At 68.3% G+C, this 16195-nt stretch carries 15 protein-coding genes; 4 read left to right on the forward strand and 11 right to left on the reverse strand.

Annotated features, from left to right (window positions below; translation table 11 throughout):
• Positions 1-2: 2 nt before the first annotated feature.
• The 4 genes from KU887_RS16095 to KU887_RS16110 all read right to left on the reverse strand — a co-directional run bounded on the left by KU887_RS16095 (position 3) and on the right by KU887_RS16110 (position 4913).
• On the reverse strand, positions 3-1244 hold the full coding sequence (locus tag KU887_RS16095) for a multifunctional CCA addition/repair protein (protein WP_258250493.1): 1242 nt from the start codon (positions 1242-1244) through the stop codon (positions 3-5).
• Complete coding sequence (locus KU887_RS16100; RefSeq protein WP_034201248.1) at positions 1241-1888, reverse strand: glutathione S-transferase family protein; 648 nt, start codon at positions 1886-1888, stop codon at positions 1241-1243. Before KU887_RS16100 ends, KU887_RS16095 begins: the two co-directional genes overlap by 4 nt.
• Positions 1889-1950: 62 nt before the next feature.
• Complete coding sequence (locus KU887_RS16105) at positions 1951-2910, reverse strand: complex I NDUFA9 subunit family protein (RefSeq protein ID WP_006483181.1); 960 nt, start codon at positions 2908-2910, stop codon at positions 1951-1953.
• A 50-nt stretch (positions 2911-2960) separates the two neighbouring features.
• The gene (locus tag KU887_RS16110; protein WP_048986130.1) at positions 2961-4913 is read right to left on the reverse strand and encodes a lytic transglycosylase domain-containing protein; all 1953 of its coding nucleotides are present in this window, start codon (positions 4911-4913) and stop codon (positions 2961-2963) included.
• A gap of 8 nt (positions 4914-4921) precedes the next feature.
• On the opposite strand from KU887_RS16110, the gene KU887_RS16115 reads away from it, so the two are divergent.
• Positions 4922-5530 carry a 5-formyltetrahydrofolate cyclo-ligase gene (locus KU887_RS16115; RefSeq protein ID WP_258250494.1) on the forward strand — a complete coding sequence of 203 codons (609 nt, stop codon included), beginning with the start codon at positions 4922-4924 and terminating at the stop codon, positions 5528-5530.
• A gap of 74 nt (positions 5531-5604) precedes the next feature.
• Here KU887_RS16115 and KU887_RS16120 read toward each other — a convergent pair whose 3' ends face one another.
• Entirely contained in the window at positions 5605-6117 is a 513-nt protein-coding gene (locus KU887_RS16120; RefSeq protein ID WP_006483173.1) for a winged helix DNA-binding protein, read from the reverse strand.
• 146 nt (positions 6118-6263) lie between these two features.
• Between KU887_RS16120 and pxpB the strand changes: the two genes are divergently transcribed.
• Genes pxpB through pxpA form a run of 3 tightly spaced genes read left to right on the forward strand, consistent with a single transcriptional unit; the run spans position 6264 to position 8805 of the window.
• A complete protein-coding gene (gene pxpB, locus KU887_RS16125) occupies positions 6264-6920 on the forward strand; it encodes a 5-oxoprolinase subunit PxpB (RefSeq protein ID WP_258250495.1) in 657 nt (218 codons plus the stop codon).
• Positions 6917-7984, forward strand: a complete 1068-nt coding sequence (locus tag KU887_RS16130) for a biotin-dependent carboxyltransferase family protein (RefSeq protein WP_077055844.1) — start codon at positions 6917-6919, stop codon at positions 7982-7984. Before pxpB ends, KU887_RS16130 begins: the two co-directional genes overlap by 4 nt.
• A gap of 56 nt (positions 7985-8040) precedes the next feature.
• Complete coding sequence (gene pxpA, locus KU887_RS16135) at positions 8041-8805, forward strand: 5-oxoprolinase subunit PxpA (protein ID WP_058901888.1); 765 nt, start codon at positions 8041-8043, stop codon at positions 8803-8805.
• Between the two features lie 558 nt (positions 8806-9363).
• Here pxpA and KU887_RS16140 read toward each other — a convergent pair.
• From KU887_RS16140 to KU887_RS16165, 6 genes are all read right to left on the reverse strand, one after another.
• Positions 9364-10509, reverse strand: a complete 1146-nt coding sequence (locus KU887_RS16140; RefSeq protein ID WP_006492839.1) for a TraB/GumN family protein — start codon at positions 10507-10509, stop codon at positions 9364-9366.
• Positions 10502-11515, reverse strand: a complete 1014-nt coding sequence (locus KU887_RS16145) for a peptide ABC transporter ATP-binding protein (RefSeq protein ID WP_006489146.1) — start codon at positions 11513-11515, stop codon at positions 10502-10504. The genes KU887_RS16140 and KU887_RS16145 overlap by 8 nt, the downstream gene beginning before the upstream one ends.
• Positions 11512-12510 (reverse strand): ABC transporter ATP-binding protein, encoded by a 999-nt coding sequence (locus KU887_RS16150; RefSeq protein WP_258250496.1) that lies wholly within the window; start codon positions 12508-12510, stop codon positions 11512-11514. The genes KU887_RS16145 and KU887_RS16150 overlap by 4 nt, the downstream gene beginning before the upstream one ends.
• A 2-nt stretch (positions 12511-12512) precedes the next feature.
• Positions 12513-13430, reverse strand: coding sequence for an ABC transporter permease subunit (locus tag KU887_RS16155; protein ID WP_034201242.1), 918 nt, complete (start codon positions 13428-13430; stop codon positions 12513-12515).
• A 4-nt stretch (positions 13431-13434) separates the two neighbouring features.
• Positions 13435-14445 carry an ABC transporter permease subunit gene (locus tag KU887_RS16160; RefSeq protein WP_006495518.1) on the reverse strand — a complete coding sequence of 337 codons (1011 nt, stop codon included), beginning with the start codon at positions 14443-14445 and terminating at the stop codon, positions 13435-13437.
• A gap of 110 nt (positions 14446-14555) precedes the next feature.
• Positions 14556-16184: an ABC transporter substrate-binding protein gene (locus KU887_RS16165; RefSeq protein WP_258250497.1), complete on the reverse strand. Its 1629-nt coding sequence runs from the start codon at positions 16182-16184 to the stop codon at positions 14556-14558.
• Between the last annotated feature and the right edge of the window lie 11 nt (positions 16185-16195).

Genomic DNA, 16195 nt, shown 5'->3' on the forward strand with positions numbered 1-16195 from the left:
GGCTATTCGCCGATCGCGAGCGCCTGCGCGACGGCCTGGATCCGCGCGCGATGCACGGCTTCCTTGATCTTCTCCGTGTCGCTGCCGATGCCGCGTGCGATCGCGCCGGCATCGACGCTGCGCGCGGCCGCGAGCGCGACGCGCAACCGCTCGGCCTGCGGATACGGCTGCGCATCGAGTCCGAGCCGGCCGCGCGCATCCGATTCGCAGGCCTGCAGCAGCTCGGCGAAGCGCGCCGGCTTGCGCAGCGCGTCGCTGCGCTCGAACAGCCGCACCAGCGCGGCCGCGCCCATTTCCATCACGCGATGCAGGTTGCCGTGCTCGCGCGCGACCACCAGCGCGAGATCGCGGCATTCGTTCGGCACCCGCAGCCGCTCGCACAACGGCTTGAGCAGCTCGACGCTGCGGCTTTCGTGGCCGACGTGGCGCGGCAGCACGTCCGCGGGCGTCGTGCCCTTGCCGAGATCGTGCGTGAGCGCCGCGAAGCGCACCGCCAGCGAATAGCCCTGCTTCGCCGCGTAGTCGACCACCATCATCACGTGCACGCCGGTATCGACTTCCGGGTGGTAATCGGCGCGCTGCGGCACGCCCCACAGCGCATCGACCTCGGGCAGGATGCGCGCGAGCGCGCCACACTCGCGCAGCACCGCGAACATCCGCGACGGCTTCGCCTCCATCAGCCCGCGCGCGATTTCCTGCCACACGCGTTCGGGGACGAGCGCGTCGACCTCGCCCGCGTCGACCATCCGCCGCATCAGCGCGAGCGTTTCGTCCGCGACCGTGAAATCCGCGAACCGCGCGGCAAAGCGCGCGATCCGCAGGATCCGCACCGGATCCTCGACGAACGCGTCGCTCACGTGCCGGAACACACGCGCACGCAGGTCGGCCTGCCCGTCGAACGGATCGATCACCGGGCCGACCAGCGCGCCTTCCGGGCTCACCTCGCGCGCCATCGCGTTGATCGTCAGATCGCGCCGCGCGAGATCCTCGTCGAGCGTGACGTCCGACGCGTAGTGGAACTGGAAGCCGTGATAGCCGGCTGCGGTCTTGCGCTCGGTGCGCGCCAGCGCGTACTCCTCCTGCGTCTGCGGATGCAGGAACACCGGGAAATCCTTGCCGACCGGCCGGAAGCCCTGCGCGGTCATCTGCTCGGGCGTCGCGCCGACCACCACGTAGTCGCGGTCCTGCACCGGCACGCCGAGCAATTCGTCGCGGATCGCTCCGCCTACTGCGTAGATGTTCATGGCTGCGGCTCGTATTCGGCGATCACGTTGGTTTCACGGCGTGCAGCGTCGATCCACTGCTGCACGGCCGGCAGCGCGGTCACCCGCGCCGCATAGCCGGCCGCCTCCGGCGACAGCGCCGGCGCATACGTGTTGAAGCGCATCACGACCGGCGCATACATCGCATCGGCGATCCCGAATTCGCCGAACAGGAACGGCCCGCCCGACGCCTCGATGCATTCGCTCCACAGCGCGTCGATGCGCGCGACGTCGGCGAGCGCGTCGGGTGTCGCGCCGCGCCCCGGCATCGACGCGCGGATGCTCATGCCCATCTGCGTGCGCAGCGCCATGAAGCCCGAATGCATCTCGGCGGACACGCAGCGCGCATGCGCACGCGCGAGCGGGTCGGCCGGCCACATCGGGAATTGCGGATAGCGCTCGGCGAGCGTCTCGGCGATCGCGAGCGAATCCCAGATCGCGAAGCCGTGATCGTCGACCAGGCACGGCACCTTGCCGGTCGGCGAATAGTCGCGGATGCGCGCGGCCGTGTCGTCGCGGCGCAGCTCGACCACGATCTCGTCGAACGGGATGCCGAAATGCGCGAGCAGCAGCCACGGCCGCATCGACCACGACGAGTAGTTCTTGTCTCCAATGACGAGCTTCATGACGGGGTTCCGGAAAATGCGAAAAAGGAAAAGAAGCGCCGGCCGGCGGCGCCCCGCGGGTATTAGCGACGCGAGCGGAACCAGTCGAACCGCGAGCGCCTGGCCGCTTCGCCGAGATACGCGGGCGCAATGCTTTCGAGACTCGCGGGCGAGAGCCCGAGTTCCGGCGCGAGCGGCCCCGACAGCACGTTCGGCACCGACATCGTCGCGAGATTGTCGCGCGTGAGCACCGGTTCGCCCGGCAGGCATTCGAACACGCTCGCCTGCAGCCGCGCAAGCGCGTCGGGCAGCCGCACGATGCGTGCCTGCCGGCCGACCAGCGTGCCGCAATAGCGCACCAGTTGCTCGAGCGTGTAGACCGTCGGGCCGCCGAGTTCGTAGGTCTTGCCGTGCGCGCCCGCGAGATCGAGCGTGTTGACGAACGCGCGCACGACGTCGCCGACGAATACCGGCTGGAAGCGCGCGTCGGGCATCGCGAGCGGCAGCACGGGCACCGTGCGCTGCAGGTTCGCGAACGTGTTGAGGAATGCGTCGCCGGGGCCGAACACGACCGACGGACGGAAGATCGTCAGCGCGAGCGAATCGGTGGCCGCGACCGCATGCAGCGCGGCCTCGCCGTCGCCCTTCGAGCGCTGGTACATGCTCGCGCCGTGCGGATCGGCGCCGAGCGCACTCATGTGCAGCAGGCGCCGCACGCCGACCTCGGTGCAGGCCGTCGCGAGCGCGGCCGGCAGCGCGACGTGCGCGCGCGCGAAACCCGGCCCGTACGGCGTGCCGCGGCCGCCGTGCAGCACGCCGATCAGGTTGATCGCCGCGTGCGCGCCGGCGACGAAGCGCGCGAGCGTGCGCGTATCGAGCGCGTCGAGTTCGACGATGTCGACCGGCAGCATCTGCAGGTGGCGCGCGTGCTCGCGCCGCCGCGTACCGATCCGCACCTGCTTGCCGGCATCGATCAGCGCATTGACGAGCCGGCTGCCGATGAAGCCGGTGCCGCCCAGCAGCGCAACGGTCTGGCGATCCATGTTCGGGTCCTAAAAAGAACACTGCCGCGTCTCGCGCGGCAGTTCGTGCATCAGGGCGAGATCATGCCTAGACGTTTCTTCAACGACTGCGGTTTGCCCTCGAAGAGCGCCGCGTAGTAGACGGTGTTCGACAGCACGTTCTTCACGTAGTCGCGCGTCTCGTTGAACGGAATCGTCTCCGCGAAGATCGCGCCTTCGACCGGCTGCGTCAACACCTGGCGCCACTGGCGCGGCCGGCCCGGGCCCGCGTTGTAGCCGGCGGTGGCGAGCACCGGCGAGCTGTCGAAGTTGTTGTAGATGTCCGCCAGATACCAGGTGCCGAGCTGGATGTTGGTATCGATGTCGTGCATCTGCGCCCGCGAGATCGTGCCCATGCCGAGCTTCTTCGCGACCATCTGGGCCGTCGCCGGCATCAGCTGCATCAGGCCGCCCGCGCCGACCGACGAACGCGCGCTGATGATGAAGCGCGATTCCTGGCGGATCAGCCCGTACGCCCACTCGACGTCGAGGCCCGTCGACTGCGCATAGCGCTCGACGGTCGTGCGGTACGGCGACGGATAGCGCAGCGTGAAGTCGTGCTCGGCCTTCGTGCGGTCGGCGGTGTTGACCGTGCGGTCGAGCAGCTCGACGCGCTTGCCGTATTCGGCGGCCGCGAGCAGCTGGCGATCGGTCATCCCGCGCAGCGGCCAGTTCCATTCGCGATTGCCTTCGAGGCGCAGGTTCAGCGCGTAGAAGCGCTGCGCGAGCGCGAAGCCCGGGATCTTGCCCATCGCGTCGATCTCGGCGTCGCTCACCTTCGTGCGCGGCGGGATCGTCGTGCGCTGGCCCAGCTCTTCGCCGGCCAACTGCCCGTAGAAGTTGAACTGGCCGGCGACCTGCTCGAATTCCTGGTTCGCCTGCAGCGTGTCGCCGCTCTGCTTGAGCGCGCGCGCATGCCAGTAGATCCACGCCGGATCGTTGCGCAGCGACGGCGGCATCTGCTCGATCGACCAGCGCACCATCGGCCAGTTGCCGGCGAGCAGCGCGGCGCGCGTGCGCCATTCGTAGCCCGGGTTCGACAGCGGCGCGTTCGCCGATTTTGCATACCAGACCGATGCCATCGGCGAGCGCTTGATCGCGCCCTGGTAGCCGATCGCGCCCCACGCGATCGCCTGTTCCTGCTTGGTGAGCGAAGGCGCGACCGTCGTCAGCATCCCGGCGGCGGCGTCCGGATCGTTGCGCGCCATGCGGCCGAGCGCGATCAGCGCGAGCTGATGCGACGCGGCGTCGGGCCCGACGCCGCGCGCGAGATACAGCGGCGGCGCGCTCGTCGCCTGGTCGAAGCCGACCGGGCGCGGACCGAGCGCGTCGACGATCTTGCCGCCGAGCGTCGTGTAGTTCTGCTCGTACGCGAGGCGCGCCTGCTGCCACACGTCGTCGCTCGTGAACTGCTGGTTGACGGTGAGCGCGGTGATCAGGTCGACGCATGCATCGCCGTAGTTCTTCGGCTCGACGAGCAGCGCGCGCGCCGCATCGGCGACGTTCTCGTTGCGCGCCGCGCGCGATTCGAGCGCATAGCACTTGACCTGCGTGTCGTCGTCGAGCACGAAACGCTTGTACTGATCGTCGAAATTGCGCCAGTCGTGGCGCGCGCCGAGCACGAGCAGGTAGTCGTTGCGCAGGCGATCGGCGATCGCCTGGCCGTCGTAGCGCTGCAGGAACGACTGCACGGGCGCGTCCGGCGCATCGACGCGCGCGCGACCGGTCGAATCGAACAGCTGCGGCTTGATCTGGAAATACTCGACGTAGGACGGAACCGGATAGTTCGGGATCATCGACGCGAGCTGGGCGGCCTTCGCGGCGTCGTTGCGGCGTGCGGCTTCGCGAAGCTGCACGAAGATCTGGTCATCCCCGGGGAGCGTGTCGTCGTTCGGTGCGGCGCACGCGGCCGTGCCCGCGACGAGCGCGGCGGCCGAAAGCGTCAGCGCGACCGCGCGATATACTCGGAAAAGGCTGTTCGACATCGTTTTGAATGGAGCACGAAGTGAGCGAAAGCATAGCACGCAACCCTGTGCCGAACCCGAAGGTTGCGCTGCGCAAAACGCTGTCCGGCGCCCGTCGCGACGCCGCGTCGCAACCTGCCGCGAACGCCGCGCTCGACGCGCGGCTGCGCATGCTGCTCGACCGTCTCGCGCCGCGCACGGTCGGGTTCTACTGGCCGCTGCCGGGCGAATTCGATGCGCGCGATGCGGTGCTCGCATGGTGCGCGGCAGGGGCCGGCCGCTGCGCCGCGCTGCCGGTGATCGGCGAGCGTCACACGCCGCTCGCGTTCCACGCATGGGACGCGCACACGCCGATGCGCGAAGGTCATCACCGGATTCCCGAACCGGCGTCGGGAATCGTCGTCGTGCCCGATCTTTTGCTGATTCCCTGTGTGGGATTCGATCTGCAGCGCTACCGGCTCGGCTACGGCGGCGGCTACTACGACCGCACGCTCGCCGCGTGGCCGGGCGACACGCTGCCCGTGACGGTCGGCATCGCGTACGAAGCGTGCCGCGTCGATGCGCTGCCGGCCGAGGCGCACGATCTCGCGCTGCGCTGGATCGTCACCGACGGCGCGCTTTACCCGGCCGCCGGATAATGCCGCGCGGCGACGCCGCGCTCGGCGCCGCCTGCCCGTGAGCGCGTCGCCGCGCCCGACCGTGCCGCAATCGTTTACAGCGATGCCGCCGCGCGCGCGGCCGTGTCGTACAGGCCCGATGCGTGGCGCAGCAACTGCGCCGCGTCACCGATCTGCTCGTTGGTGAGGCCGCTGTCCTTCAGCGTCTCGATCAGGCAATGCTCGCGGACCTCGCGGTACTTCAGGCACAGGTCGCGGCCCGCGTCGGTCGCGAAGAAGAACACTTCCTTGCCGTTCTTCTCGCTCTTCACATAGCCGCGGGCGATCAGTTTTTTCAGCGCATAGGTCGCGACGTGCGTATCCTCGATATTGAGCACGAAGCAGATGTCGGCGAGCTTCTTCTTGCGTTCGCGATGGCTGACGTGATGCAGCAGCGAAACCTCGACCGCCGTCATGTCCTTCGCGCCGGCCGCCGACATGCAGCGCACCATCCAGCGGTTGAACGCATTGCCGGCCATGATGAGCCCGTATTCGAGCTCCGACAGCTCCGCGCTCGAATCGGAAACGAGGTGTTCGGATGACACGATCTTGGTCGCAGGACGCTTCATGGACAGGCGCAAGCCGGATGACAGGATGTGCCCGAGTGTACGCCAGAAGCCCCGGCCGGCGAGCTAGGCGAAAACGCTTATTGAGAAGTTGTCGATATTTTATTGACAATGTGCGCTAACATTGCCGTCCGAACCGTGCCAGTCCGATGACGCCACCCCGCATTTATCCGCTCGGCGATGCCGCCCTCGTCTGCGAGGTGCCGCCGCCCGCCACGCTCGATTGCCAGCGCCGCATCTGGGCCGTGGCCGAGGCCGCGCGCGCGTGGCCCGACGTGATCGACGTCGTTCCCGGCATGAACAACCTGACCATCGTGTTCGACGCGCTCGCCGCGACGGCCGAGTCGCTCACGCCCGCGCTGCTCGACGCGTGGGAGACGACCGACGTCGAGCACGCGGACGGCCGCGAGGTCGAGATCCCGGTCGAGTACGGCGGTGCCGCCGGCCCCGACCTGGCTGCCGTCGCCGCCCACACGGGCCTGTCGGCCGACGAGGTCGTCGCGCGCCACGCGGCCGGCGCCTACGTCGTGTTCTTCGTCGGGTTCCAGCCCGGTTTCGCGTATCTCGGCGGCCTCGACGCGTCGCTGCACACGCCGCGCCGCGCGGCGCCGCGTCTCGAGGTGCCGGCCGGCTCGGTCGGCATCGGCGGTGCGCAGACGGGCATCTACCCGGCCACGTCGCCCGGCGGCTGGCAACTGATCGGCCGCACGTCGCAGGTGCTGTTCGATCCGGCGCGGCCCCAGCCGACGCTGCTGCTGCCCGGCGACCGCGTGCGCTTCACCATCGCCGGAGTCGACGCACGATGACCCAGAACCACGCACCGGGCACCATCGAGGTCGTGCGGGCCGGCCCGCTGTCGACCGTGCAGGATCTCGGCCGCCGCGGCACGCGCCATCTCGGCGTCGCGCAGGGCGGCGCGCTCGACGGCCTCGCGCTCGAAGTCGGCAACCGGCTCGTCGGCAACCGCCCCGACGCGGCGGCCGTCGAAATCACGATCGGCCCCGCCACGTTCCGCTTCACGCGCGCCACGCGCATCGCGATCACCGGCACCGAGTTCGGTGCGACGCTCGACGGCAAGCCCGTGCATTCGTGGTGGAGCCTGCCGGTCGCCGCCGGGCAGACGCTCGTGCTGCCGGCCGCGAAACGCGGCATGCGCGGCTACCTGTGCATCGCGGGCGGCATCGACGTGCTGCCGATGCTCGGCTCGCGCAGCACCGATCTCGCGTCGCGCTTCGGCGGCCTCGGCGGCCGCACGCTGCGCGACGGCGACCGGCTCCCGGTCGGCGTGCCGCCGGCCGGCGCCGGCTGCCTCGCCGCCGATGCGCCCGAATTCGGCGTGAAGGCGCCGGCATGGTGCGCGTTCGTGCGCGTCGACGAGCCGCCGCGCCGTCACCGCCCCGCGCATGCGCCGTGGGCGATGCCCGTGCGCGTGCTGCCGGGCCCCGACTACGCGTCGTTCGCGGCCGATTCGCAGCAGGCGTTCTGGGACGAGGAATGGCTCGTCACCGCGAACAGCAACCGGATGGGCTATCGGCTCGCCGGCGCCGAGCTCGTGCGCGCGCGCCCGGTCGAGCTGCTGTCGCATGCGGTGCTGCCCGGCACGATCCAGGTGCCGCCGAACGGCCAGCCGATCGTGCTGATGCACGACGCGCAGACCACCGGCGGCTATCCGAGGATCGGCACGGTGATCCGCGCCGACCTGTGGAAGCTCGCGCAGGCGCGGCTCAACCTGCCGATCCGCTTCGTGCGCACGACGCCCGACGCCGCGCGCGCCGCCCTCATCGCGGAACGGGCGTACCTGCGGCAAATCGACGTCGCGATCGAGATGCGCGAGGAAGCGCGCCGCCGCGCCCAATCGCGCGCGGCGTGACAATGGCGGAAGCAGCAACGAAAGACGCGCCACGCAACCAGTGGACGAGGAACATCATGGAAATCGATCTGAATGCCGATCTCGGCGAAGGATGCGGATCGGACGAGGCGCTGCTCGACCTCGTCACGTCGGCGAACATCGCATGCGGCTGGCATGCAGGCGGCGCGAACGCGATGCGCGACTGCGTGCGCTGGGCCGTGCAGAAAGGCGTGTCGATCGGCGCACACCCGAGCTTTCACGATCCGGAGAATTTCGGTCGCAAGGAAATGCAGCTGCCGGCCAGCGACATCTATGCGGGCGTGCTGTACCAGCTCGGCGCGCTGTCGGCGATCGCGCAGGCCGAGGGCGGCCGCATCGCGCACGTGAAACCGCACGGCGCGCTGTACAACCAGGCCGCGCGCGATCCGCTGATCGCCGACGCGGTGGTGTCGGCGATCCACGACTTCGATCCGTCGCTCGCGGTGTTCGGGCTCGCGAACAGCGTGTTCATCGCGGCCGCGCGGCAGGCGGGGCTCGCGGCGGTGGAGGAGGTGTTCGCCGATCGCGGCTACCGCGCGGACGGCTCGCTGGTGCCGCGCAGCCTGCCCGGCGCGCTGATCGACGACGAAGACGCGGTGCTCGCGCGCACGCTCGACATGGTGCGCAACCGGCAGGTGCGCGCGCTGAGCGGCGAATGGGTGCCGCTCAATGCGCAGACCGTCTGCCTGCATGGCGACGGGCCGCATGCGCTGGCGTTCGCGAAGCGGATCCGCGCGGCGCTCGAAGCCGCCGGCGTCGACGTCGTCGCGCCCGGCGCACTGCAGGCCGACGAAGGCGCGTAACGCCGCAGCGGGCGCCTTGCCCGCGCCCCGCACGTTTTCGTCGCACCAAAGAAAAAAGCGCCCTCGTGGCGCTTTTCCGTTGGTGCAATCGGTGCGGCTTCGCCGTCTGTCGATTCACCCCCCGAAACCGTCTTTCGACGGTGACCGGAAAAACATTCCGGATTAAAAAACGTCCGCCGCCGCCCGATCACTGCCTTCCCCGGTCAGACGACGGAACGTCGCTTATGTGCAAGTCGGCCTGCATGCATGTGTTGTTCGACGACGATTGGCCCCGCCGTGCATGCAGACTCTCCGCGGCCGGCACGCGCTTCACGTGCCGGCGACGCTCACCCCGCGCTTTATTTCTGCTACCCCGTAGAACTTATCTATTCTTTTCATTTTTTCAACTTGTGGGGTGAAGAATAGATATCGGCCGAACGGGATGTCAATCGTTTTAAACGCTATTTTCCGACGATTCAAGGGTTTTCCTTATCGACCGACACCGCCGTGCAGGCGCGGCGCGCGGCGCGCGCGACGTCGATCAAACAGGGGACGATCAGCGCATGCAGCCGGGCGCGATCAGTTCGCGTCGACCCGGTATCCTTGCTGGCGCAACAATTCGAGCACGCCGCGCGGGCCACCCAGATGCAGCGCGCCGATCGCGACGAACAGCGGCCGGTTCGGCGCGGCGATTGCCGTCATCCGTGCAACGAAGCGCCGGTTGCGCTCGTACACGATCTTGTTGTCGAGCGACGCCGACAACGCCTTCGAACGGGCAAGCCGTTCGCTCTTCGCGACCGCCCACGCGGAGATCGCATCGGCGTCGCCAATTCGCCACAGCCGGTGCAGCGCCTTGATGTCGTCGGCGTTCTGCGCGGGGGTCTGCACCATGTCCTGCGCGAGCATCTCGCGCTGCTCGGCCAGCGTCAGCCCGGTGAACGCGCGCATCTGTTCGGCAAGCGTCTCGAGCCCGATCACGCGGCCGCCTTTCTTCTTCAGGAACACGTTCTGCAGTTGCGCCTCGGTGCCGTATTCGGTCTGCAGGCCGGCGGACAGCGAATCGTAGGTCTCGACGACGAGCGCCGCGAGCCACGGCCGCATCTTGCGGATCTCGGCGAGCGCGGCCGGGTTGCCGCGCAGGCGCGCCGCGAGCCGCTGCCACAGCGGCTCCGGCAGCAGGCGCTGCAGGCACGGATAGCGGCACACGCCGTATTTCGACACGTCGTCCTGCGATTCGAGCAGATCGTCGGGCGACAGCTCGAGCGCGAGCGTCGGCGACGCGGCGAGCGCCGCGAGGATGCGCGGCCGGAACGGCTGCGCGCTCGGGTAATCGGACGGATCGCCCGTATGCAGCGTGCCGAGCACGTAGAGCGTGACCTTGCCCTTGGTCGCGACGTAGAACGGCATGCGCGCCGGCTGCACGCGCACGGTGCCGCGCGACACCGTGCCGTCCGAGACGGCCGGCGCATGGAAGCCCGGCAGGCTCATGCCGGGCGGCGGGACCTGCGACGGATGAATCGGCGAAGTCGCCGGCGCACGCCCTTCGGCGCGCGCCGGTTCGACGGAGACCACGACGCTGGCCGCCGCGCACGCGCCGGCCAGCGCCGCGCCCGTGACGGTACGCACGCTCCAGCGCCGCGCGTAGCGGTACGCGCGCATCACGCGCGCACTGCCGGTCCCCACACGGCGCACGCCGGACACGCGCGCCGCCAACGCTTCAGGCATTCGCCTCCCCTACCTCCTCGGCGCGATGGCAGGCCACGCGCCGGCCGTCCACTTCGCGCAATTGCGGCTCCTCGACGCGGCACCGCTCGACCGCGTACGGGCAGCGCTGATGGAACGCGCAGCCCGACGGCGGATTGAGCGGCGACGGCAGTTCGCCCTGCAGCTTGATCTGCACGCGGCGGTCTTCCTCGAAGATCGCCGGCGTCGCCGACATCAGCGCCCGCGTGTACGGATGGCGCGGCCGTGCGTAGATCGTCGCCTTGTCGCCGAGTTCGGCGACGCTGCCGAAGTACATCACCATCACGTCGTCCGCGACGTGCTCGACCACCGACAGGTTGTGCGAGATGAACACGTAGCTCGTCTTGAACTGCTCCTGCAGATCCATGAACAGGTTCAGGATCTGGGCCTGGATCGACACGTCGAGCGCGGACACCGGCTCGTCGGCGACGACGATGCGCGGATCGAGGATCATCGCGCGCGCGATCGCGACGCGCTGGCGCTGGCCGCCCGAGAACATGTGCGGATAGCGCTTCGCGTGCTCGGGCCGCAGGCCGACCGTGCGCATGATCTGCGCGATGCGCGCGGCGCGCTCGGCGGCCGTCAGGTTCGCGTTGATCTCGAGCGGCTCGGCGAGCGTCTGCTCGACGGTCTTGCGCGGGTTCAGCGACGCGAACGGGTTCTGGAACACCATCTGCACGCGGCGGCGCAGGTCGGCGACCGTGTCGCGGCTCGCGCCGGCCACGTTCTTGCCGTCGATCGTCAGGCTGCCCGACGTGGGCGTCTCGATCATCGTGAGCTGGCGCGCGAGCGTCGACTTCCCGCAGCCCGATTCGCCGACGACGGCGAGCGTCTTGCCGCGCTTCAGCGAGAACGACACGCCGTTCAGCGCCTTCACCGTGCCCTGCCCGAACATCCCGCGCTTCACCGAGTAGTGCTTCGCGAGGCCGTCGGCCACCAGGACGTCCTCGTCGTGCGACGCGTGGCGCGTATCCTGGACTGCGTTCATCGTGCGCCTCCCGTCAGGTCGAGGTTGGAAACATTGAGCGGCTTGATGCAGCGCGCGCGCATCGCATCGTTGGCCGGCACCAGCGTGTCGAGCGCCGGCCGCGCCTTGCGGCAATCGTCGACCACGTACTTGCAGCGCGGCGCGAACAGGCAGCCGGACGGGCGATCATCGCGGCCCGGCACCATGCCGGGCAATGCGGCAAGGCGACGCGCCCCCTTATTGTGCTCGGGAATCGCCGCGAGCAGCGCTTCGGTGTACGGATGATGCGGCGCGCGGAAGATGTCGGGCACGCGATTGGTTTCGATGATCTCGCCCGCGTACATCACCGCGACGCGATGCGCGACCTCCGACACCACGGCCAGATCGTGCGAGATCAGCACGAGCGCCATCCCGCACTCCTTCTGCAGCTTCACGAGCAGATCCATGATCTGCGCCTGGATCGTCACGTCGAGCGCGGTGGTCGGCTCGTCGGCGATCAGGAGCTTCGGGTTGCACGCGACGGCCATCGCGATCATCACGCGCTGGTTCATCCCGCCCGACATCTGGTGCGGGAACGACGCGATGCGGTTCTTCGCATCGGGAATGCCGACCTGGTCGAGCAGTTCGAGCGCGCGCCGGTGCAGCGCGTCGCCGCGCAGCCCTTCGTGCAGCTTCAGCACTTCCTTGATCTGGTAACCGACCGTGTAGCTCGGGTTCAGGCTCGTCAGCGCGTCCTGGAACACCATCGCGATGTCCTTGCCGACGATCTTGCGGCGCGCCTTCGGCGACGCCTCCAAGAGATCCACGCCGTTGAACGTGACTTCGTCCGCCGTCACCTTGCCGGGCGCGTCGATCAGGCCCATCAGCGCCATCATCGTCACGCTCTTGCCCGAGCCCGATTCGCCGACGACGCCCACCACCTCGCCCGGTGCGACCGACAGGTTGATCCGGTCGACCGCGGGCAGGCCGTTGAAGTTCACCGCGAGATTGCGGATGGTCAGTAGGTTCTGGGTCATGGTCATGCCATCCGTTTCAGCTTGGGATCCAGCGCGTCACGCAGCCCGTCGCCGAGCAGGTTGATCGCGAGCACCGAAATCAGGATCGACAGGCCGGGCATCGTCACGATCCACCACGCGTTGTCGATGTAGTCGCGCGCGGAAGCGAGCATCGCGCCCCACTCGGCGGTCGGCGGTTGCACGCCGAGGCCGAGGAAGCCGAGCGCGGCCGCGTCGAGGATGGCCGACGAGAAGCCGAGCGTCGCCTGCACGATCAGCGGCGCCGTGCAGTTCGGCAGCACCTGCGAGAACATCAGGCGCAGCGTGCCGGCCCCGGCCACGCGCGACGCGGTCACGTATTCCTTCTGCAGCTCGCCGAGCGCCGACGCGCGCGTGAGACGCACGTAGGCCGGCAGCGCGACGATCGCGATCGCGAACATCGTGTTGGTGAGGCCCGGGCCGATGATCGCGACGACCGCGACCGCGAGCAGCAGCGACGGCAGCGCGAGCAGCACGTCCATGATGCGCATCACCGGCGTGTCGGCCCACTTCTGGAAGAACGCGGCGACGAGCCCGAGCACGATGCCGGGGATCAGCGCGAGCACGACCGACACGAAGCCGATCCAGAACGACATCCGCGCGCCGAACATCAGCCGCGAAAGGATGTCGCGGCCCGCTTCGTCGGTGCCGAGGATGAACTGCCAGTTGCCGCCGGCGAGCCACGCGGGCGGAATCTTCACGTAGTCGCGGTATTGCTCGACCGGGCTGTGCGGCGCGATCAGCGGCGCGAGCAGTGCGACTGCGATCAGCACGATCACGACGACGCCCGCGCCGACGGCGCCGCGGTTGCGCGAGAAGTTGGCCCAGAACTCGCGCAGCGCGAGCGCACGGCCGCCGGCCGGCGCGGATTCGGTCGGCAGGGTATTTTGCAGATTGCTCATGGGATTACCTCGTGTGGCGGATGCGCGGATTCAGCACGCCGTACAGCAGGTCGACGACCAGGTTCACGACGATCACGAGCGTCGCGATCAACAGGATGCCGCCCTGGACGACCGGATAGTCGCGGCGGCCGATCGCATCGATCAGCCACTTGCCGACACCGGGCCACGAAAAGAGCGTCTCGGTCAGCACCGCACCCGCAAGCAGCGTGCCGATCTGCAGGCCGATCACGGTGACGACCGGGATCAGCGCGTTGCGCAGCGCATGCACGACGACCACGCGCACGGGCGACAGCCCCTTCGCGCGGGCGGTGCGGATGTAGTCCTCGCGCAGCACTTCGAGCATCGACGAGCGCGTCATCCGCGCGATCACCGCGAGCGGAATCGTGCCGAGCACGATCGCGGGCAGGATCAGGTGGCTCACCGCCGACTTGAACGCGCCTTCGTCCGGCGCGAGCAGCGCGTCGATCAGCATGAAGCCGGTCGGGTGCGGGAAATCGTATTCGACCGCGATGCGCCCGGACACGGGCGTCCAGCCGAGATACGACGAAAACACCATGATGAGGATCAGCCCCCACCAGAAGATCGGCATCGAGTAGCCGGTGAGCGCGGTGCCCATCACGCCGTGGTCGACGACCGAGCCGCGCCGCAGCGCGGCGATCACGCCGGCCGGCAAACCGACCGCGAGCGCGAACACGAGCGCGCACAGCGACAGTTCGACGGTCGCCGGGAAGCGCGCGAAGAATTCGCCGCCGACGCTCGTGTTGGTGATGATCGACGTGCCGAGGTCGCCATGCAGCGCACGGCCGACGTAGTGGAGGTACTGCAGCGGCAGCGGCTGGTCGAGCCCGAGGCGCTTCATCGCCTCTGCGTGCATCGCGGGATCGACGCCGCGCTCGCCCATCATCACTTCGATGGGGTCGCCCGGTATCAGGTGAATCAGCGCAAACGCCAGGATGGTGATGCCGATGAAAGTCGGGATCACCATCCCCACGCGGCGCAACACGAATCTGAACATGATGCGTCTCGTATTTTCTTGTGGGAAATGTGCGACCGGCGACGGGAAGCTCTTGGCCTCCCGCCGCCGGATGAGTTAGCCGGTCTTCGCGACAGCTTATACGGGCCGTATTACTTCACGCCGACACCGTCGAAGCGAGCATAGCCGAGCGGCTCGATACGCATGTCGACCACGTTCTTGCGCACCGGCTGGTAGACCGTCGAGTTCGCGATCGGCGAGAACGGCAGCTGTTGCGCGAAGATCTGCTGGGCCTGCGTGTAGAGCTTCGTGCGCGCGTCCTGGCCCGTCGTCGTGCGGCCCTTCTGGACCAGCTCGTCGAACGGCTTATAGCACCAGTGCGAGAAGTTGTTGCCCTTGATCGCTTCGCAGCCGAGCAGCGTGCCGAGCCAGTTGTCCGGATCGCCGTTGTCGCCCGTCCAGCCGATCAGCATCGTGTCCTGCTCGCCCGCGTGCGCACGCTTGATGTACTCGCCCCACTCGTACGTGACGATCTTCGCCTTCACGCCGATCTTCGCCCAGTCGGCCTGGATCATCTCGGCCATCAGGCGGGCGTTCGGGTTGTACGCGCGCTGCACGGGCATCGCCCACAGCGTGATCTCGAACCCGTTCGGGAAGCCGGCCTTCGCGAGCAGCGCCTTCGCCTTCGCGGTGTCGTAGGCCGCCATCTTCAGGTTCTTGTCGTACGACCATTGGGTCGGCGGCATCGGCGCGCTCGCGGCCTGGCCGGCGCCCTGGTAGACGGACTCGAGGATCGCCTTCTTGTTGATCGCCATGTCGAGCGCCTGACGCACTTCGAGCTTGTCGACCGGCTTGTGCTCGACGTTGTACGCGAGGTAGCCGAGGTTGAAGCCGGCCTGCGACGGCATGTCGACGTTCGAATCGGCCTTCAGCGTCGCGATGTCGGCCGGGCGCGGATAGCTCATCACCTGGCATTCGTTGCGCTTGATCTTCTGCACGCGCACGCCCGGGTCCGGCGTGATCGAGAAGATCAGCTTCGACAGCTTCACTTCGCCCTTCTTCCAGTAATCAGGATTGCCATCGAAGCGGATCGTCGCGTCCTTCGTGTAGCTGCGGAAGATGAACGGCCCCGTGCCGACCGGCTTCTGGTTGATGTCGGCGGCTTTGCCGGCCTTCATCAGCTGGTCGCCGTATTCGGCCGACAGGATCGACGCGAATTCCATCGCCATGTTCTGGATGAACGGCGCGTTCGGCTCGGCCAGCGTGAACTTCACGGTGTACGGATCGACCTTCTCGACCTTCGTGATCAGCTTGTCGAGACCCATGTCGGTGAAGTACGGGAACGACACCGGGTACGCCTTGCGGAACGCATTGTTCGGATCGAGCATGCGCTGGAACGAGAACAAGACGTCGTCCGCATTGAATTCACGCGTCGGCTTGAAGAAGTCGGTCGTATGGAACTTCACACCGTGGCGCAGGTGGAACGTGTACACCTTGCCGTCGGACGACACGTCCCACTTCTCGGCGAGGCCGGGCTCGACCTTCGTGCCGCCGCGCTCGAATTCGACGAGGCGGTTGTAGACGGTGAACGTGGCGGCGGTGAAGTCGACGCCGGTCGTAAATTGCGCGGAATCGAAACCCGCCGGGCTGCCTTCTGAGCAGTAGACGAGCGTTTTGTTCGGGATCTGTGCGAATGCAGAACCCGCGACGCCGAGCGATGCCGCTGCCACGCCTGCCATGGCGGTAACACGCAGGGTGTGCAACAGACGGTTGTATTCCATGTTTCCTCCAG

This window comes from Burkholderia sp. EMB26 (assembly GCF_024730645.1).
GTDB lineage: Bacteria > Pseudomonadota > Gammaproteobacteria > Burkholderiales > Burkholderiaceae > Burkholderia > Burkholderia cenocepacia.